Origin of the sequence: Sphaerotilus hippei (genome assembly GCF_003201595.1) — a bacterium.
GTDB lineage: Bacteria > Pseudomonadota > Gammaproteobacteria > Burkholderiales > Burkholderiaceae_C > Sphaerotilus > Sphaerotilus hippei.
In genome coordinates this window covers 64,899-83,894 of the sequence record NZ_QJJS01000019.1, presented here as the reverse complement: position 1 = coordinate 83,894, position 18,996 = coordinate 64,899, and the positions used below count along the sequence as shown (strand labels likewise).

Here is an 18,996-nt window from a genome sequence, read left to right as displayed (position 1 = left end):
CCATGAAAGGCTTGCTGGACCTTTTCAAGCAATTCACCCCTGACGAGCACTTCGACGCCATCAAGATCGGGCTGGCATCGCCCGAGAAGATTCGTTCGTGGTCCTTCGGCGAGGTGAAGAAGCCCGAGACGATCAACTACCGCACGTTCAAGCCCGAGCGTGACGGCCTGTTCTGCGCCAAGATCTTCGGCCCGATCAAGGACTACGAGTGCCTGTGCGGCAAGTACAAGCGCCTCAAGCACCGCGGTGTCATCTGCGAGAAGTGCGGCGTTGAAGTCACGCAGACCAAGGTTCGCCGTGACCGCATGGGTCACATCGACCTGGCCGCGCCCTGCGCGCACATCTGGTTCCTGAAGTCGCTGCCGTCGCGTCTGGGCCTGGTGCTCGACATGACGCTGCGCGACATCGAACGTGTGCTGTATTTCGAAGCCTACGTCGTCGTCGATCCGGGCATGACCCCGCTGAAGAAGTTCAGCATCATGTCCGAGGACGATTTCGACGCCAAGCGCCGCGAATTCGGTGACGAGTTCATCGCGCTGATGGGTGCCGAAGGCATCAAGCAGCTGCTCGAGGAGATGGACCTCGACATCGAGATCGACAAGCTGCGCAACGACATGACCGGCAGCGAGCTGAAGGTCAAGAAGAATTCCAAGCGCCTGAAGGTGATGGAAGCCTTCAAGAAGTCGGGCATCCGTCCCCACTGGATGGTGATGGACGTGCTGCCGGTGCTGCCGCCGGACCTGCGTCCGCTGGTGCCGCTGGACGGCGGTCGTTTCGCGACCTCCGACCTGAACGATCTGTATCGTCGCGTCATCAACCGCAACAACCGTCTGGCCCGCCTGCTGGAGCTGAAGGCGCCCGAGATCATCGTGCGCAACGAGAAGCGCATGCTGCAGGAGGCCGTCGACTCGCTGCTGGACAACGGCCGCCGCGGCAAGGCGATGACGGGCGCGAACAAGCGCGCCCTGAAGTCGCTGGCCGACATGATCAAGGGCAAGAGCGGCCGCTTCCGCCAGAACCTGCTGGGCAAGCGCGTCGACTACTCGGGTCGTTCGGTCATCACCGTGGGCCCGACCCTCAAGCTGCACCAGTGCGGTCTGCCCAAGCTGATGGCGCTGGAGCTGTTCAAGCCCTTCATCTTCTCGCGCCTGGAAGCGATGGGCATCGCCTCCACGATCAAGCAGGCCAAGAAGGAAGTGGAATCGGGCACGCCGGTGGTGTGGGACATCCTTGAAGAGGTCATCAAGGAACACCCGATCATGCTCAACCGGGCGCCGACGCTGCACCGCCTGGGCATCCAGGCGTTCGAGCCGGTGCTGATCGAAGGCAAGGCGATCCAGCTGCACCCGCTGGTCTGCGCGGCGTTCAACGCCGACTTCGACGGTGACCAGATGGCCGTCCACGTGCCGCTGTCCATCGAGGCGCAGATGGAAGCGCGCGCCCTGATGCTGGCGTCGAACAACGTGCTGTTCCCGGCTTCGGGCGAGCCGTCGATCGTGCCGTCCCAGGACGTGGTGCTGGGCCTGTACTACGCGACCCGCGAGCGCACCAACGGCCGGGGCGAAGGCATGGTCTTCTCCGACGTGGTCGAGGTCCAGCGTGCGCTGGACAACGCCGTGGTCGAGATCACCGCCAAGATCTCCGTGCGCCTGAACGAGTACGTTCGTGGCGAGGATGGTGTCGAGTGGGTGGCGAAGAACTCGCTGGTCGACACCACCGTCGGCCGTGCGCTGCTGTCCGAGATCCTGCCCAAGGGCCTGCCGTTCAGCGTGATGAACAAGGCGCTGAAGAAGAAGGAGATCTCGCGCCTGATCAACACCGCCTTCCGCAAGTGCGGCCTGAAGGAAACCGTGGTCTTCGCCGACAAGCTGCTGCAGAGCGGCTTCCGTCTGGCCACGCGTGCCGGCATCTCGATCGCCATCGACGACATGCTGGTGCCCAAGGAGAAGGTCAAGCTGATCGAGCGTGCCGAGACCGAGGTCAAGGAGATCGAGCAGCAGTACGTCTCGGGTCTGGTGACCTCGGGCGAGCGCTACAACAAGGTCGTCGACATCTGGGGCAAGACCGGTGACGAGGTGGGCAAGGTCATGATGACCCAGCTCTCCAAGCAGAAGGTCATCGACCGCCACGGCAAGGAAGTGGACCAGGAGTCGTTCAACTCCATCTACATGATGGCCGACTCGGGCGCCCGGGGTTCCGCCGCGCAGATCCGCCAGCTGGCGGGCATGCGGGGCCTGATGGCCAAGCCGGACGGCTCGATCATCGAGACGCCCATCACGGCGAACTTCCGTGAAGGCCTGAACGTGCTGCAGTACTTCATCTCCACCCACGGTGCCCGAAAGGGCCTGGCGGACACGGCGCTGAAGACCGCGAACTCGGGTTACCTGACGCGCCGCCTGGTCGACGTGACGCAGGATCTGGTCGTCATCGAGGACGATTGCGGCACCGAGAACGGCATGGCCATGCGCGCCCTGGTCGAAGGCGGTGAGGTGATCGAGTCGCTGCGCGACCGCATCCTGGGCCGCGTGACCGCGGTCGACGTCGTCAACCCCGAGACCCAGCAGCTGCTGGTGACCGGCGGCACGATGCTCGACGAGGACGCGATGGACGTGCTCGAGGCCGCCGGAGTCGACGAAGTCAAGGTCCGCACCCCGCTGACCTGCGACACGCGTTTCGGCCTGTGCGCCAAGTGCTACGGCCGCGACCTGGGTCGTGGCGGTCTGGTGAACCAGGGTGAGGCCGTGGGCGTGATCGCCGCGCAGTCCATCGGCGAGCCGGGCACGCAGCTGACGATGCGGACCTTCCACATCGGTGGTGCGGCCTCGCGTGCGGCAGTGGCCTCGAGCGTGGACGCCAAGTCCGAGGGCATCATCGGCTTCAACGCCACGATGCGCTACGTGGCCAACGGCAAGGGCGACCTGGTCGTGATTTCCCGCTCCGGCGAGATCATCATCACCGACCCGCACGGCCGTGAGCGCGAGCGCCACAAGGTGCCGTACGGTGCGGTGCTGAACATCAAGCCCGATCAGACGATCAAGGCCGGCACCATCCTGGGCAACTGGGACCCGCTGACCCGCCCGATCATCACCGAGTTCGCCGGCACGACCCGCTTCGAGAACGTCGAAGAAGGCGTGACGGTGGCCAAGCAGGTCGACGAGGTGACCGGTCTGTCGACGCTGGTGGTCATCGACCCGAAGCGCCGCGGTTCGGCCAAGGTCGTGCGCCCGCAGGTCAAGCTGCTGGACGCCTCGGGCGTCGAGGTCAAGATCCCCGGCACCGACCACGCCGTGACCATCGGCTTCCCGGTGGGCGCGCTGATCCAGGTGCGTGACGGCCAGGCCGTGATGCCGGGTGAAGTGCTGGCGCGCATTCCGGTCGAAGGCCAGAAGACGCGCGACATCACCGGCGGTCTGCCGCGGGTGGCCGAGCTGTTCGAAGCCCGCACGCCCAAGGACAAGGGCACGCTGGCCGAGATGACCGGCACGGTGTCGTTCGGCAAGGAGACCAAGGGCAAGGTGCGTCTGCAGATCACCGACCCGGACGGCAAGGTCTACGAAGAGCTGGTGCCCAAGGAAAAGAACATCGTGGTCCACGAAGGCCAGGTGGTCAACAAGGGCGAGTCCATCGTCGACGGCCCGGCCGATCCGCAGGACATCCTGCGTCTGCTGGGTGTCGAGGAACTGGCGCGCTACATCGTCGACGAGGTGCAGGACGTCTATCGCCTGCAGGGCGTGAAGATCAACGACAAGCACATCGAGGTGATCGTCCGCCAGATGCTGCGTCGCGTGCAGATCACCAACTCCGGCGACTCCACGTACATCGTGGGCGAGCAGGTCGAGCGTTCGGAGCTGTTCAACACGAACGAGCGCCTGCGTTCGGAGGACAAGCTGCCGGCGACCTACTCCGACGTGCTGCTGGGCATCACCAAGGCCTCGCTGTCGACCGACTCGTTCATCTCCGCGGCGTCCTTCCAGGAAACCACCCGCGTGCTGACCGAAGCGGCGATCATGGGCAAGCGCGACGAGCTGCGCGGCCTGAAGGAAAACGTGATCGTGGGTCGTCTGATCCCGGCCGGCACGGGTCTGGCTTACCACCAGGCACGCAAGGCCAAGGAAGAGATGGACGACACCGAACGTCGCCTGATCGCGATGCAGGAAGCCCAGGAAGCCCTGGCGGCGGTCGACGCCGAGATGGCGGGCGAGTCCGCACCGTCCACCCCGAGCGACGGCACGCAGGACTGAGCCTCGATGTCGCAGCCTCCTCTCCCTGAGCGGAGGGCGGACTGACCCGAAACCCCGTGTGCCTTGCGGCGCACGGGGTTTTTTCATCGCGGGTGTGCATCGACAATGCGGTCCATGACGTCCTTGCTGCCGAACCTTTCCCGTGCCCGCTCGTCCGGGCCTGCCCGCCGACGGGCGCTGCTCGTGCTGACGATCCTGGGGGCGGTCGATCCGCTGCTGCCTGCGGCCCTGGCGCAGGACCCGTCCGGTGCCAGGGCCCGGCCGCCCCGCGACCTCCCGTGGTCGGCGCTGGTGCCGCCGAACTGGGACCCGTCGAAGCAGTTCAAGGACCGTGACGTGGCGGGGCTGTCCGACACCGATCCGAAGATGCTGGCGATGATGCGCGAGGTGCGCACCGCCTGGGACAACGCCCCCACGCGGCCGGAGATGGACGGCCAGGCGGTCCGGCTGCCGGGTTATCTGGTGCCGCTGGAGGGGGCGGCCGGCGAGTGGAGCGAGTTCCTGCTGGTGCCGTATTTCGGCGCCTGCATCCACAGCCCGCCGCCGCCCGCCAACCAGATCGTGCAGGTCCGGGTGCTCAAGCCGCTCAAGGGGCTGCGCAGCATGGACGCGATCCGTGTCAGCGGCGTGCTGCGGCTGCAGCGTGAGCAGACCGACATGGGCGTCAGCGGCTACCGCATCGACGCGGCCCGGGTCGAGCGCTACACCGAGCCGGCGCCGCGCTGATCCTTCAGCGCCGCCATCAGCCGGTCCATCGACAGGCGGGCATGGCGGGCGTCGATCGGCTCGAGCACGCCCTCGCGGCGCAGCGCCGAGATCAGGCGGCTGGCGGTCTCGAAGGTCATGTCCAGCATCGCGCCCATGTCCTGGCGGGTGGGCAGCCAGATCTGGTGGGCGACGTCGCTGTACTCGCTCAGCTTGAGCAGCAGGCGCAGCATGCGCTGGCGCGCCGGCCCGCGCGAGAGCTCGACCAGCCACTCGTCGGCGTCGTCGAGCGCCCGCTGCCAGCGCTTCATCAGGTCACGCGTCAAGGCGGCGTGTTCGGCCGACAGCTCCTCGATCAGCACCCGCGGGATGCGGCAGACCTGCACGGGGGTGCAGGCCACGGCGTCGGCCGCGTAGGTCTGGCCCAGCAGCGCCTCCAGCCCGAGCAGGTCGGTGCGCCCGGCCAGCCGCATGATGCGGCGCTCGCCGGCATCGCTGCAGCGCTCCAGCCGCACGACCCCGCTGCGCACGGTGAAGACCGCGCTGCCGTTCTGCTGGGCGTCGTAGAGCGACTGGCCTTCCTCGAGCCGCAGGTCGGCGATGTGACAGTGCAGCCGCTGCAGCGCTGCCTCGTCCAGCGCCCCGAACAGCGCGAACTGGCGCACGCTGCAACTGGCGCAGACCTCGGCCTGCGGGTTGTAGGGGCCGCGGGGCAGCGGCTGCAGTGCGACGACGGACGACATGGACGGGATTTCCTGCTGGCGGCTGGCGCGGGGCGCCGGCCCGGACCTCGTACTGTGGCATATCCTGCTGACGCCCGTCCTGCCGCAGGGCCTGCGGCGGGCGCTGGCAGCTATGATCGTCAGCTTGCCCGCGTCACGGGCCCCTGGGCGTCGATCGCCCCCCAACCGCGCCTTTCCCGCGCAGCAGAGCACACCGTTCCATGTCTTCAGGTCACCGTCCCCCGCAGCCCTCCGCCACCATCAGCGTGCGTGGTGCCCGCACCCACAACCTGAAGAACATCGATCTGGATCTGCCCAAGCACGCCCTGGTGGTCATCACCGGGCTGAGCGGCTCGGGCAAGTCCAGCCTGGCGTTCGACACCCTGTATGCCGAAGGCCAGCGCCGCTACGTCGAGAGCCTGTCGGCCTATGCGCGCCAGTTCCTGCAGCTGATGGACAAGCCCGACGTCGACGTGATCGAGGGCCTGAGCCCGGCGATCTCGATCGAGCAGAAGGCCACCAGCCACAACCCGCGCTCCACGGTGGGCACGATCACCGAGATCCACGACTACCTGCGCCTGCTCTACGCCCGCGCCGGCACGCCGTTCTGCCCCGATCACCACCTGCCGCTGGAGGCGCAGAGCGTCAGCCAGATGGTCGACGCGGTGCTGGCCCTGCCCGAGGACACCAAGCTGATGGTGCTGGCGCCGGTGGTGCGTGACCGCAAGGGCGAGTTCACCGACCTGTTCGCCAGCATGCAGGCGCAGGGCTACGTGCGCTTCCGCGTCGACGGCAAGGTGGTCGAGGCCGCTGAGCTGCCGGCGCTCAAGAAGACCGAGAAGCACGACATCGACGTCGTCATCGATCGCCTGAAGGCCCGTCCCGATGCGCAGCAGCGCCTGGCCGAGAGCTTCGAGGCAGCGATGCGCATCGCCGAGGGCCGGGCCCTGGCCATGGAGATGGACACCGGCCGCGAGCACCTGTTCTCCAGCAAGTTCGCCTGCCCGGTGTGCAGCTACTCGCTGTCGGAGCTCGAGCCGCGGCTGTTCTCCTTCAACTCGCCCGTCGGCGCCTGCCCGAGCTGCGACGGCCTGGGCCATGTCAACGTGTTCGACCCGGAGCGGGTGGTGGCGTTTCCGTCGCTGTCGCTGGGCAGCGGCGCGGTCAAGGGCTGGGACCGCCGCAACGCCTACACCTACTCGATGCTCGAGACCGTGGCCGAACACTACGGCTTCGACCTCGACCTGCCGTTCGAGGAGCTGGCCACCGAACACCAGCAGGTGCTGCTGCACGGCTCGGGCGAGGTCGAGCTGCCGTTCGTCTACCAGGCCGAAGGCGCCAACGGCAAGAAGCGCAGCGTCAAGCGGCTGCATCCGTTCGAGGGCGTGATCCCCAACTTCGAGCGCCGCTACCGCGAGACCGACTCCAGCGCCGTGCGCGAGGACCTGGCGCGTTACCAGAGCAACAAGCCGTGCCCGGACTGCGGCGGCTCACGCCTGCGCCGCGAGGCCCGCAACGTGCTGCTGGCCGACGCCAACGGCCTGCCTTCGCTGCCGATCTTCCAGGTCGAGCACCTGACGCTGGCCGATTGCCTGGGTTATTTCAACGGCCTGCAGCTCAAGGGCGCCAAGGCCGAGATCGCCGACAAGGTGGTGCGCGAGATCCGCTCGCGGCTGGGTTTCCTCAACGACGTCGGCCTGAACTACCTGAGCCTGGACCGCAGCGCCGACACGCTGTCGGGCGGCGAGGCGCAGCGCATCCGGCTGGCCAGCCAGATCGGCTCGGGCCTGTCGGGCGTGATGTACGTGCTCGACGAGCCCAGCATCGGCCTGCACCAGCGTGACAACGAGCGCCTGATCGGCACGCTGCAGCACCTGCGCGACCTGGGCAACAGCGTGCTGGTGGTCGAGCACGACGAGGACATGATCCGCGCGGCCGACCACGTGGTCGACATGGGCCCGGGCGCGGGGGTGCACGGCGGGCGGGTGATGGCCGAAGGCACGCCCGCCGAGGTGGCCGCCAACCCCGACTCGCCGACGGGGCGCTACCTGTCCCAGGTCTGCCGCATCGAGGTGCCCGAGCAGCGCCGCCGCCTGGAGGACCAGCCCGAGCCGCGCGCGCTGCGCATCGTCAACGCCCGGGGCAACAACCTCAAGGGCGTGACGGTCGACATCCCGGTGGGCCTGTTCACCTGCGTGACCGGCGTGTCCGGTTCGGGCAAGAGCACGCTGATCAACGACACGCTCTACGCCGCCGTGGCCAAGAAGCTCTACCAGAGCCACCAGGAACCCGAGGCGCACGACGAGATCGAGGGCCTGGAGCATTTCGACAAGGTCATCAACGTCGACCAGAGCCCGATCGGGCGCACGCCGCGCAGCAACCCGGCCACCTACACCGGCCTGTTCACGCCCATCCGCGAGCTGTTCGCCGAGGTGCCGTCGGCGCGCGAGCGGGGCTACGGGCCGGGTCGCTTCAGCTTCAACGTCGCGGGGGGCCGCTGCGAAGCCTGCCAGGGCGACGGCGTGCTGAAGGTCGAGATGCACTTCCTGCCCGACGTCTACGTGCCCTGCGACACCTGCCACGGCCTGCGCTACAACCGCGAGACGCTGGAGGTGCTCTACAAGGGCAAGAACATCTCCGAGGTGCTGAACCTGACGGTGGAGGACGCCCACGCCTTCTTCAGCGCCGTGCCGTCGATCGCCCGCAAGCTGCAGACGCTGCTGGACGTGGGCCTGGGCTACATCAAGCTCGGCCAGAGCGCGACCACGCTGTCGGGCGGCGAGGCCCAGCGGGTCAAGCTGGCGCTCGAGCTGTCCAAGCGCGACACCGGCCGCACGCTCTACATCCTCGACGAGCCGACCACCGGCCTGCACTTCGCCGACATCGAGCTGCTGCTGAAGGTGCTGCACCAGCTGCGCGAGGCGGGCAACACCATCGTCGTGATCGAGCACAACCTCGACGTCATCAAGACCGCCGACTGGCTGATCGACATGGGCCCCGAAGGGGGGGCCGGCGGCGGTCTGCTGCTGATGGCCGGCACGCCGGAGCAGGTGGCCGACTGCCCGGGCAGCCACACCGGGCGTTTCCTCAAGCCGCTGCTGGCGCTCAGGCCGCCAGCAGCGTGACGCGGTCGCGGCCGCCCTGCTTGGACTGGTAGAGCGCCTGGTCGGCGCGGTCGATCACGGCCGCCGCGCTGTCGCCGGGCCGGCACCGGGTCAGCCCCAGCGAGACGGTGATGCGCTCGATCGCCTCGTCGGCGCGGCCCTGGCGGCGGATGCGGCTGCCGGCGATGCGCCGGCGCACCTGCTCGGCCAGGTCACGGGCCTGCTGCGCGTCGGCCGCGGGCATCAGCAGCGCGAACTCCTCGCCGCCGATGCGCGCGGCCAGCCCGCCGCCGGGCATGAACTGCTGCAGCACCTGGGCGACCGCCTTGATGACCTGGTCACCGAACGCGTGGCCGTAGGTGTCGTTGACCCGCTTGAAGTGGTCGATGTCGGCCAGCATCAGGAAGGCGTGCGGATCGGCGCCGGCGTGCGGCGGGCCGTCCCCGCCGGCCCACTGCTGCATGCGCTCGTCGAAGGCGCGCCGGTTGGCCAGGCCGGTGAGGCTGTCGATCAGGCTGTCCTGGCGCGCCTGGCGGACCTCGTCGCGCAGCTGCAGGATCTCGCGCTGGCTCTCGGCCAGGCGCTGCTGCAGCCGGGCCATCGCGCTCTGCATGTCGCGCGTGCTGTCCTGCAGCGCCAGCAGGGTCGAGCCTGGATCGTGCTCCACCAGCAGGTCGGCGCTCAGGCGGGACAGCGAGTCGCCGAAGCGTGCGGTCTGGTCGCCGGCCAGCGCCGCCGACTCGGCCATGCCGGTGAGCACCCGGGAAAAACCGTCGCTGACCCGCTGGGCCGTGCCGGGATCGATCTCGGCGATGTGGCGCGTGAACAGCTCGCGGGTGCGGACCTCGTCGAGGGCCTGGTGCTGCGCCAGCTGCGCGTCCACCGCTTCGCGCAGCGAGGGGTTGCCGCCGCAGACGTATTCGTACCAGACGGCGTAGCTGATCGGGTGCAGGGCGCTCTGCTGGCGCGACATCAGGGGCAGGGCCGCCCGCAGCAGCTCGGTGCTGCGCTCGATGCTGTGTTCGTACCTCACACCGGATCCTTGTGGTAATGGATGGTTTTTCGCGGATGGTACTGGCAGGCGTCCCACCTGCCGGGACGGCCGTGGCGACAAACCGCCGTCCCGGCAGCAGTTCACAGCCCCGGCCGGTGCAGCCCCCGCACGGGGTCCCGGGCCGGTGGGTCCGCCCGGGTTCCAGCGGTTTCGTCGCAATTTGTTTACACGTAAAGGTGTCTGCTGGGCAGCAGTTCACGGGCGCTGGCCAGCGACCCGTGAACAGGGGGCCGCCCGATACGTTCCAGAAGCATGCCTGTGCGACGATGGCTCGAGATCAGCCTCTTTCCCTTCACTTTCGCGACGCCGCCATGGCTTTCCAGCAGTATTTCCGCCCGCGCCGTCGTGTCGACACGCCCCGGTCCGGCCCGTCGATGGCGCCTGCGGACCTCGGGATTCCGGCGGCCGAGCCACGATCGGGGTGGCCGCGCCTGCTGCCGGGCGGGGTGCTGTGGAGCGGCGCCGCCCTGGCGGCCGGCCAGGCCTGGCGTACGCTGGCCCAGCCTCCCGCCGGGCGCAGCGCCGTCGTCCTGGCCTGGGGCGGCGTGGCGCTGGTGCTGGCGACCGCGGTGCTCTTCTCCCGCACCCTGAAGGCCCGCTGGCGCGCCGAGGCCGAAGCCGGGCGTGCCCAGGAGACCATCAGCCTGCTGCTGCGGGACTTCGAGACCCAGTCCGACGCCTGGACCTGGGCCACCGATCGCTCGGGGGTGCTGATGCACGCGGCCCGGCGCATGGCCCGCGAGCTGGGGTATGGCTCGGCCGAATCGCTGCTCGGCCAGCGCCTGGTCGATCTGCTGCACATCGGCGCGGGCGGGCCGTCGCTGGCGCGCCGGCTGGGTTTCCAGACCCGCGCCGACCTGCCACGCGAGGACCTCGACGAGCTCGAGCGTCGCCTGTCGATCTGCCAGTCCTTCCGCGGTGTCGATGTCCAGGTGCCGGTGCCGGGGCGGCGCTCGCCGTGCTGGGTGATCAGCGGCCTGCCGGTGTTCGATGCCAGCGGCGAGCATGTCGGCTGGCGTGGCCTGGTGCGCGACGTCACCACCTTGCGCGAGCAGTCGCGCGAGCTGCACCGGCTGGCCCACACGGACAGCCTCACCGGGCTGGCCAATCGCCACGTGTTCCAGCAGCGGCTCGGGGCGGCCGCCTCGGCGCTGTCGGCCTCGGCCCGGGTCGATGCGCAGAGCGAATCCAGTCCGCTGTCGGTCTACCTGCTGGACCTCGACAACTTCAAGACCGTCAACGACAAGTTCGGCCACCTGGTGGGCGACCAGCTGCTGCGCGAGGTCGGCCGGCGCCTGGCGGCGGCCCTGCACGATCGTGCCGCCGGTGACGTCGAGCTGCTGGCGCGGCTGGGCGGCGACGAGTTCGCGCTGCTGGTCGACCGGCCGATGAACGTCTTCGAGCGCGAGGCGCTGGCCGCCGACCTGCTGGGGGCGCTGCAGACCCCGTGGGTGACCCCCGAGCTGTGCATCGAGGTGCGCGCCAGCCTGGGCCTGTCCGCCTGGGTGAACGCCGACACCGGCGCGATCGACCTGCTGCAGCAGGCCGACATGGCGCTCTACGAGGCCAAGGCCGCCGGGCGGGATTCGGTGCGGGCCTTCGACGCGGCGATGGGGGAGCGGGTCGCGCGGCGCAGCCTCACCATCCAGGACCTCGGGCAGGCGCTGGCCGCGGCGCCCGTCGGGCCGTCCTGGCTGCGCGCCCGCGGGCCGGCCCCGGCGCTGCAGGTGCACTACCAGCCCCAGTTCGACGTGTCCAGCCGCGAGCTCACGGGTTTCGAAGCCCTGGTGCGCTGGACACATCCGCAGCGCGGCCCGATCTCGCCGGCCGATTTCATTCCGGTGGCCGAGGAGACCGGGCTGATCGTGCCGCTGGGCGCCTGGGTGCTGATGCAGGCCTGTCTCGAGGCCACCCGCTGGCCGGCCCACCTGAAGTTGGCGGTCAACCTGTCGGCGGTGCAGCTCGGCAGCCGCGACCTGGTGCGCACCGTGGCCGACGCGCTCGAGCGCAGCCGGCTGCCGCCCGGTCGCCTGGAGCTGGAGATCACCGAGACCGCGCTGATGAACGATCCCGAGGCCGTGGGCGGCCTGCTGCAGGCGCTGCACCGCCTGGGCGTGCGCCTGGGGCTGGACGACTTCGGCACGGGCCATTCTTCGCTGGCCTGCCTGCGCCGCTACCCGATCGACACGCTCAAGATCGACCGCAGTTTTGTCCAGGCGCTGTCCGACGGCCCGCAGGCCGACATGATCTTGCGCACCATCGTGCAGCTCGGCCATGGCCTGGGCATGAAGACGCTGGCCGAGGGGGTGGAGACGGCGGCGCAGTTCGCCACGCTGCAGCGCCACGGCTGCTCGCAGGTGCAGGGCCACCACTTCGGCGCGGCGATGACGGCCGACCAGGTGCTGGTGCTGCTGGCGCCGTCGGCGGCCGTGCCCGAGTTCGAGCTCTGAGACGGCGGCTCAGCGGGTGAGCGAACCGCCGGCCGGCCGGTACTCGCCGACCAGGCGCGCGAGCCGTTCACGCACCTCGGCATCGGGTGCGCAGGAGCGGCCGGCGGCCCATTCCAGCAGCGCCGTCACGTCCTGGCCCCGGTCGTCGAGCCGGGCGATGCGCAGCCGCTCGAAGCGCGTGGGCAGCGTCGCGTCGGCGTCGGCCAGCAGCTCCTCGTAGAGCTTCTCGCCCGGGCGCAGGCCGCTGAAGGTCACCGGGATCTCCGCCAGCGTGTGGCCGCTCATGCGGATCAGGTCGCGCGCCAGGTCGACGATGCGCACCGGCTCGCCCATGTCCAGCACGAAGACCTGGCCGCCTTCGCCGATCGCGCCGGCCTGCACCACCAGCCGCGCGGCCTCCGGAATGGTCATGAAGAAGCGCGTGATGTCCGGGTGCGTCACCGTCACCGGGCCGCCCCGGGCGATCTGCTCCTTGAACTTCGGGATCACGCTGCCCGACGAGCCCAGCACGTTGCCGAAGCGCACCGCCATGAAGCGGGTCGCTCCCCCTTCGGCCGCGACCTGCGCCGACAGCTTGGAGATCACCATCTCGGCGGCCCGCTTGGTCGCGCCCATCACGTTGGTGGGATTGACCGCCTTGTCGGTCGAGATCAGCACGAAGCGCTCGACCCGCGCGGCCGCGGCCGCGCTGGCCGCCCGCCAGGTGCCCAGCGTGTTGTTGCGCAGCGCGGCGAAGGCGTTGTCCTCCTCCATCAGCGGCACGTGCTTGTAGGCCGCGGCGTGGAAGACCACGTTCGGGCGCTGGCGCTCGAAGGTCGAGGCCAGATGCTCCGGATCGCGCACGTCGCCCACCAGCCGCACCAGCGGCACCAGCGGGAAGGCCACGCTCAGCTCCTGCTCGATGCGGTAGAGCGCGAACTCGCTGAGCTCGTAGAGCACCAGCTTGAGCGGGCCGTAGCGGGCCACCTGGCGGCACAGCTCCGAGCCGATCGAGCCGCCTGCACCGGTGATCAGCACCACCTTGCCCGACAGGCACTCGCTGATGCCGCCCTCGTCGAGCCGCACCGGCTCGCGGCCCAGCAGGTCGTCGGGCTCGATCTCGCGCACCTTCTCGGGCCGCCCGCCCTGGCTCAGCTCGGCGGCGGTGGGCACCGTCACCACCGGCAGGCCGGTGCCGGCGGCCAGGTCGAGCGCGCGGCGGCGCTGCGCCGGCGTGGCCGAGGGCAGGGCGACCACCACGTGGGTGATGCCGTGCAGCGGCGCCCAGCGCCCGGCGCTGTCCAGCGGCCCCAGCACCGGCACGTTGCCCACCCGGGCGCCCAGCTTGCGCGGGTCGTCGTCGAGCAGGCCGACCACCACCCAGCCGTGGTGCTGGATGCCGGCGATCAGCAGCTTGGCCGCATCGCCCGCGCCCATCACCAGCGCGCGCCGGGTCTCGTGCATCGTGCCGCTGATGCGCCCGCGCATGTGCTCGTAGAGCATGCGGTAGCCGATGCGCACCATCGCCAGGCCCATCAGAGTGACCACCGGATGCAGCGCCAGCACCGCGCGCGGCACCTGCACCAGCTGCGCCATCAGCACGGCCACCGCGCCGAGCAGGCCGGCGATGCCGCAGGCCGCGGTCAGCCGCTGCACCTCGCCGAAGCCCGAGAAGCGCCACATGCCCTTGGGCACCCGCAGCAGCAGGAAGACGAGCAGGTAGAGCACGATCAGCCCGAGCATCACCCACAGGTCGTAGTCCGGGCGGGCGCTGTGCCAGCGCTCGAAGCCCAGGCGGAACAGGTAGGTGATGTGCCAGCAGGCGGCGATCACGACCGCGTCGATCGCCAGGGACAGGCCCTCGCGGTGCGGCCGGATGCGGGTCAGGAGGCTGTCGAGGTGTTGCCAGTTCATGGGGGAGATGAGCTTCAGTCCAGCGCCACGGCCCGCAGCGTCCGGGCGATCAGCTTCACGTCGGTCCAGACGCCGACCTCGTCCACGTAGCGGGCCTGCAGCGCCAGCTTGGCCGGCAGCACCTGCTCGCGGTAGGTGCGCTCCGGATCGGCGCTGCGCGCCAGCAGCGTGCCCTCGTCGCGGTACTCGACCGAGGCGAAGTCGGTGATGCCCGGGCGCACCGACAGGATCTTCTCGCGCAGCGCCGCCGGATAGAGCGCCACGTAGCGCGGCACCTCCGGGCGCGGTCCGACCAGGCTCATCGTGCCCTGCAGCACGTCGATCAGCTGGGCCAGCTCGTCGAGCTTGCTGCGCCTCAGCAGCGCGCCCACGCGGGTGATGCGCGCGTCGGCGCCCACGGTGATCTGCGGGCCCCGGTCGCCCGGGGCATGGGTCATCGTGCGGAACTTGTGGATGCGGAACTCGCGTCCGCCACGCCCGACCCGCACCTGGCGGTAGAACACCGGTCCGGGCGAGTCCAGCCGCACCGCCAGCGCGATCAGCAGCAGCAGCGGGGCGAGCAGGACCAGGCCCGGGCCGGCCAGCAGCAGGTCGAACAGGCGCTTGGCCATCGTCGTGTCGGGGCTCCGGGCCGGCGGCTCAGCTCAGCTGCGCCCGCAGGGCGGCGGCGACCCGGCGCACGTCGTCTTCCGTCATGCGGGTGTAGAGCGGCAGGCTCAGCATGCGCTCGTAGGCCCGCTGGCTGTGCGGGAAGTCCTCGGCCTTCAGGTCGTAGCGCTCGCGCCAGTAGGGATGCTGGTGCAGCGGGATGTAGTGCACGCTGCAGCCGATGCCGGCGGCGTAGAGCGCCTCGATCAGCGCGTCGCGGCCGATCGGCGCACCGTCGGCCAGCCGGATCACGTAGAGGTGCCAGGCGTGCAGGTCGCCCTCGGGCGGGCGCGGCGGGCGCACGATCGGCAGGTCGGCCAGCAGCTCGTCGTAGAGCGCGGCCAGCCGGGCCCGCTGCTGCTGGAAGCCCGTGACCCGGCGCAGCTGGTGGATGCCGAGCGCGGCGGCGATGTCGGTCAGGTTGTACTTGAAGCCCGGCGCGACGATCTCGTAGTACCAGCTCGGCACCTTGGCGGTGAAGCGGTCGAAGGCGTCGCGGTTGATGCCGTGCAGGCGCATCACCTTGGCGCGCGCGGCGATCGCCGGGTCGCGCGTGACCAGCATGCCGCCTTCGCCGGTGGTGATGGTCTTGTTGGCGTAGAAGCTGAACACCGTCACGTCGCTGCCCAGCGTGCCCACGAGCCGGCCGCGGTGGGTGGTCGGCAGCGCGTGCGCCGCGTCCTCGACCACCTTCAGGCCGTGGCGGCGCGCGATGTCGAGGATGGCGTCCATGTCCACCGCCAGGCCGGCGTAGTGCACCGGCACCAGCGCCTTGGTGCGCGGCGTGATGGCCGCCTCGATCGCGGCCGGGTCGATGTTGAGCGTGGCCGGGTCGATGTCGACCAGCTTCACGTCCGCGCCCAGGTAACGCGCCACCTCGGCGCTGGCGGTGAAGGTGTGCGTGGTGGTGATCACCTCGTCGCCAGGGCCGATGCCCAGCGCCTCGAGCGCCAGGTGCAGCCCGGCGGTGGCCGAGTTGACCGCGATGCATTCGATCGGTCGCGGGTCGCTGGCCAGGGCCCCCGTGCCGGCCGACAGGAAGGCGGCGAAGTCCGCCTCGAAGCGCCTGGTCTTCGGCCCGGTCGTGACCCAGCCGGACTTCAGCGCATCGACGACCTCGGCGATCTCCTCGTCACCGATCTCGGGCAGCGCGAAGGGCAGGAAAGGCAGGGCGGTCGGAGCGGCGGAGTCGGACATGGGCGGGGCGCAGGGCAGGGAAGCTGCGGATGCTAAACCAGCGCGTGATGCCGGCGGGGCTGCGGTCGTTCCGCTCCAGCGTGGAATGAGGCCTGTTCCGCGGCTCAATTGCGCCGATCGGCCGGACCGGAAGGCGCCCATACTGTCCGCCGTGTCCGTGTTTTCCGCGTCACCCCTTCTGTGAAAGGCCCCCGGTCATGACCCCCCGCTCCAACCGTCGCCACTGGCTGACCACTTTTGCCGGCCTGGGCCTGGCGTCGGCCGGCACCTGGGCCACCCGCACCGCCTGGGCGGCCCCTGCGGCCCCCGCCGGCCGGGTGATCCTGAGCATCACGGGGCAGGTGGGCAAGCCCAATGCGGGCGCGCAGGCCGATTTCGACATGGACATGATCGCTGCCCTGAAGCAGGTCAGCTTCACGACCACGACCCCCTGGCACCAGGGCGCCCGGCGCTTCACCGGCCCGCTGCTGCGCGACGTGCTGGCCGAGGCCGGCGCGCGCGGCACGACCGTCCGGGCGATCGCGCTCAACGACTACAAGGTCGACGTGCCCTTCGAGGACGCGCAGACCCACGAGCTGATCCTGGCCCGACTGCTGGACGGCAAGCCGATGACCGTGCGCGAGAAGGGCCCGCTGTTCCTCGTCTATCCCTACGACAGCGACCCCGAGCTGAAATCGCAGCGTTATTACAACCGCTCGGCCTGGCAGCTGCGCCGCCTCGAGGTGGTGTGAGCATGGCGTTTCCCGCGCGTCGTCGCTGGCTGGGCGGGGCGGCGGCGGGCGTGGTGCTGGCGCTGGCGGGCGTGGCCTTCGTGCAGTGGCAGCAGCTGCGGCTGCTCAACGAGGCGGTCAGCGCCGAGAGCGACAACATCGGTTTCCAGTCGCTGCAGTTCGAGAGCGAGTTCCTGGGCGTGCGCGATCGCCTGCGGGGCGCCGGCTGGCCGGTGCCCGCGCGTGAGCTCGATGACCTGCGCGAACGCTGGGAGCTGTTCGTCAGCCGGGTCGACCTGATGGAGCAGGGCTCGATGAGCCGCCGCCTGGCCCACTACCCCGATCACCAGCTGCTGATGGGCGACATCCGTGCGCTGGTCGCCGATGGGGACCGTTTCCTGCCCGACGGGGCGCCGCAGCCGGTGACGCAGGCGGCGCTGCAGGATTTCCGCGCGCGCATCGAGACGCTGCGCCACCGGGTGCACGACCTGATGCTCAAGGTCACCTCGCTCGAGAGCGAGCAGGTGGGCGTGCGCAACGCGGCGGTGCGGCGCCAGAACCTGATCGCGATCGGCCTGACCTTGTTCCAGGCCCTGCTGGCGGTGGCCGTGACCTGGCTGGCGGTGCGCCACTTCCAGCGCGAGCAGCAGCGGCGCCAGGAGCTCGAGCGCCTGAACCTGCAGCTGACGCGGGCCCGTGAGCAGGCCGAGCAGGCCAGCCAGGCCAAGAGCGAATTCCTCGCGACCATGAGCCACGAGCTGCGCACGCCGTTCAACGGCATGCTCGGCATGATCGAGCTGGCCCAGGACGGTCCGCTCGATGCGCAGCAGTCCCGCCAGCTCCAGGCGGCCGCCTCGTCGGCCGAGCACCTGCTGGCGCTGCTCAACGACATCCTCGACGCCTCCAAGCTGGAGGCCGATGCGCTGGTGCTGGCGCTGGTGCCGACCTCGCCGGGCCAGCTGGCTCAGGAGCTGGTCCAGATGGTGGCGCCGCAGGCCCGTGACAAGGGGCTCGAGCTGGCCTGGCACGTCGATGAGCAGCTGCCGGCCTGGGTCCAGGTGGATGCGATGCGCCTGCGGCAGATCCTGCTGAACCTGCTGACCAATGCGCTGAAGTTCACCGAACGGGGCCGCATCGACCTGAACGTGTCGGTGCTGCCGGCGCCACCCGGTCCGGTGCAGCAGCCGGTGATCCGGTTCGCGGTGGCCGACACCGGCATCGGCATGGATGCCGATGCGGTGGGCCGCCTGTTCGAGCGCTTCTCGCAGGCCGATGCCAGCATCTCGCGCCGTTTCGGCGGCACCGGGCTGGGGCTGGAGATCTCGCGCCGGCTGGCCCGCCTGATGGGCGGGGACATCGACGTCAGCAGCACGCCCGGCCAGGGCAGTGTCTTCACGCTGTGGCTGCCGGTCAGCGAGGCCCGGGCTCCGGCGCCTGCGCCCGGGCCGGTGCCGGCCGTCAGCCCGCCGGGCCTCGGCAGCGGCCTGGATGTGCTGGTGGTGGACGACCATCCGGTGAACCGCGACTTCATGGAGGCGGTGCTCGTCAGCCTCGGCCACCGCCCCCGCTGCTGCGACAACGGGCAGCGGGCGATCGAGGCGGTCCGGTCGCGCGTGCCCGATGTCGTCTTCATGGACCTGCACATGCCGGTGATGGATGGCTGGCAGGCCACCCGTGCGCTGCGTGCGCTGCACGGGCCGGCGTCCCGGGTGCCGATCGTGGCCCTGTCGGCCGACGCCTTCGCGCAGACCCACGCCCGCGCGCTGGACGAGGGCATGGACGAGTTCCTGTCCAAGCCGGTGCGCCGCCAGGAGCTGGCGATGGTGCTGGCGCGGCTGTGCCCACGCGCGCCGGCGGTCGACGCGGGCCGGATCGCCGCCCCGGTCGCGCCCCCCTTGGCCGAGCTGATCGACGACAGCGTCGTCGCGGAGCTGGGCGAGATCTTCTCCGGACCCGCCTGCCAGGCCATGCTGGGCAGGTTCTTCGCCGATCGGGCGGCTTCGTACGCCAGCACGCTGGCAGCGCTCGAGGCCGGCGCCGCACAGCGCTGGAGCGCGCCGGCCCACGCCCTCAAGGGCGCGGCCGGCACGCTCGGTTTCATGCGCCTGGCCGAGCTGGCTCAGCGCATCGAGGTCGACGGCGCGGCCTGGACCCCCGAGCGGGCGCGCCAGGAGGCCCGCCTGCTGCAGGAGGCCTGGATCGCCACGCAGCAGCTCTGTGCCGTGCGTGGCCTGCTGGACGAGACCGGCTGATCCCTTGATCGGTCGTGCGT

Annotated in this window: 11 protein-coding genes; 6 read left to right on the top strand and 5 right to left on the bottom strand. The window is 70.2% G+C overall.

Translation table 11 applies throughout. The features are described 5' to 3' along the window. Positions 1-2: 2 nt before the first annotated feature. Together rpoC and C7444_RS16995 are read left to right on the top strand one after the other, a co-directional pair. Positions 3-4,241, top strand: a complete 4,239-nt coding sequence (rpoC, locus tag C7444_RS17000; protein WP_110402046.1) for a DNA-directed RNA polymerase subunit beta' — start codon at positions 3-5, stop codon at positions 4,239-4,241. A 114-nt stretch (positions 4,242-4,355) separates the two neighbouring features. Beyond that, complete coding sequence (locus tag C7444_RS16995) at positions 4,356-4,967, top strand: DUF3299 domain-containing protein (protein WP_110402045.1); 612 nt, start codon at positions 4,356-4,358, stop codon at positions 4,965-4,967. Here C7444_RS16995 and C7444_RS16990 read toward each other — a convergent pair. After that, the gene (locus C7444_RS16990) at positions 4,943-5,689 is read right to left on the bottom strand and encodes a Crp/Fnr family transcriptional regulator (RefSeq protein WP_110402044.1); all 747 of its coding nucleotides are present in this window, start codon (positions 5,687-5,689) and stop codon (positions 4,943-4,945) included. The two genes, C7444_RS16995 and C7444_RS16990, sit on opposite strands and share 25 nt — an antisense overlap. Before the next feature lie 200 nt (positions 5,690-5,889). On the opposite strand from C7444_RS16990, the gene uvrA reads away from it, so the two are divergent. Continuing rightward, on the top strand, positions 5,890-8,793 hold the full coding sequence (gene uvrA, locus C7444_RS16985; RefSeq protein WP_110402043.1) for an excinuclease ABC subunit UvrA: 2,904 nt from the start codon (positions 5,890-5,892) through the stop codon (positions 8,791-8,793). Here the strand turns inward: uvrA and C7444_RS16980 are convergent. After that, entirely contained in the window at positions 8,774-9,805 is a 1,032-nt protein-coding gene (locus C7444_RS16980) for a GGDEF domain-containing protein (protein ID WP_110402042.1), read from the bottom strand. The two genes, uvrA and C7444_RS16980, sit on opposite strands and share 20 nt — an antisense overlap. Before the next feature lie 332 nt (positions 9,806-10,137). Between C7444_RS16980 and C7444_RS16975 the strand changes: the two genes are divergently transcribed. Continuing rightward, the gene (locus C7444_RS16975; protein ID WP_170130787.1) at positions 10,138-12,276 is read left to right on the top strand and encodes a putative bifunctional diguanylate cyclase/phosphodiesterase; all 2,139 of its coding nucleotides are present in this window, start codon (positions 10,138-10,140) and stop codon (positions 12,274-12,276) included. A gap of 9 nt (positions 12,277-12,285) precedes the next feature. Here the strand turns inward: C7444_RS16975 and C7444_RS16970 are convergent, their stop codons facing one another. Genes C7444_RS16970 through C7444_RS16960 form a run of 3 tightly spaced genes read right to left on the bottom strand, consistent with a single transcriptional unit; the run spans position 12,286 to position 16,014 of the window. Next, on the bottom strand, positions 12,286-14,169 hold the full coding sequence (locus tag C7444_RS16970) for a polysaccharide biosynthesis protein (protein ID WP_110402040.1): 1,884 nt from the start codon (positions 14,167-14,169) through the stop codon (positions 12,286-12,288). Positions 14,170-14,183: 14 nt separating this feature from the next. Beyond that, positions 14,184-14,780, bottom strand: coding sequence for a sugar transferase (locus tag C7444_RS16965; RefSeq protein ID WP_110402039.1), 597 nt, complete (start codon positions 14,778-14,780; stop codon positions 14,184-14,186). Positions 14,781-14,808: 28 nt separating this feature from the next. Next, positions 14,809-16,014 carry a DegT/DnrJ/EryC1/StrS family aminotransferase gene (locus C7444_RS16960; RefSeq protein WP_110402038.1) on the bottom strand — a complete coding sequence of 402 codons (1,206 nt, stop codon included), beginning with the start codon at positions 16,012-16,014 and terminating at the stop codon, positions 14,809-14,811. Positions 16,015-16,211: 197 nt separating this feature from the next. On the opposite strand from C7444_RS16960, the gene C7444_RS16955 reads away from it, so the two are divergent. Together C7444_RS16955 and C7444_RS16950 are read left to right on the top strand one after the other, a co-directional pair. Continuing rightward, entirely contained in the window at positions 16,212-16,745 is a 534-nt protein-coding gene (locus C7444_RS16955; protein ID WP_110402037.1) for a putative pterin-binding protein, read from the top strand. Between the two features lie 2 nt (positions 16,746-16,747). Then, positions 16,748-18,976, top strand: coding sequence for an ATP-binding protein (locus tag C7444_RS16950; protein WP_110402036.1), 2,229 nt, complete (start codon positions 16,748-16,750; stop codon positions 18,974-18,976). Positions 18,977-18,996: the final 20 nt, after the last annotated feature.

Bases quoted from the DNA above. Each gene is read 5' to 3' on its own strand.
- C7444_RS16975 (WP_170130787.1), top strand. From the start codon at position 10,138: ATGGCTTTCCAGCAGTATTTCCGCCCGCGCCGTCGTGTCGACACGCCC.
- C7444_RS16960 (WP_110402038.1), bottom strand. From the start codon at position 16,014: ATGTCCGACTCCGCCGCTCCGACCGCCCTGCCTTTCCTGCCCTTCGCG.
- C7444_RS16955 (WP_110402037.1), top strand. From the start codon at position 16,212: ATGACCCCCCGCTCCAACCGTCGCCACTGGCTGACCACTTTTGCCGGC.
- rpoC (WP_110402046.1), top strand. From the start codon at position 3: ATGAAAGGCTTGCTGGACCTTTTCAAGCAATTCACCCCTGACGAGCAC.
- C7444_RS16965 (WP_110402039.1), bottom strand. From the start codon at position 14,780: ATGGCCAAGCGCCTGTTCGACCTGCTGCTGGCCGGCCCGGGCCTGGTC.
- uvrA (WP_110402043.1), top strand. From the start codon at position 5,890: ATGTCTTCAGGTCACCGTCCCCCGCAGCCCTCCGCCACCATCAGCGTG.
- C7444_RS16970 (WP_110402040.1), bottom strand. From the start codon at position 14,169: ATGAACTGGCAACACCTCGACAGCCTCCTGACCCGCATCCGGCCGCAC.
- C7444_RS16990 (WP_110402044.1), bottom strand. From the start codon at position 5,689: ATGTCGTCCGTCGTCGCACTGCAGCCGCTGCCCCGCGGCCCCTACAAC.
- C7444_RS16950 (WP_110402036.1), top strand. From the start codon at position 16,748: ATGGCGTTTCCCGCGCGTCGTCGCTGGCTGGGCGGGGCGGCGGCGGGC.
- C7444_RS16995 (WP_110402045.1), top strand. From the start codon at position 4,356: ATGACGTCCTTGCTGCCGAACCTTTCCCGTGCCCGCTCGTCCGGGCCT.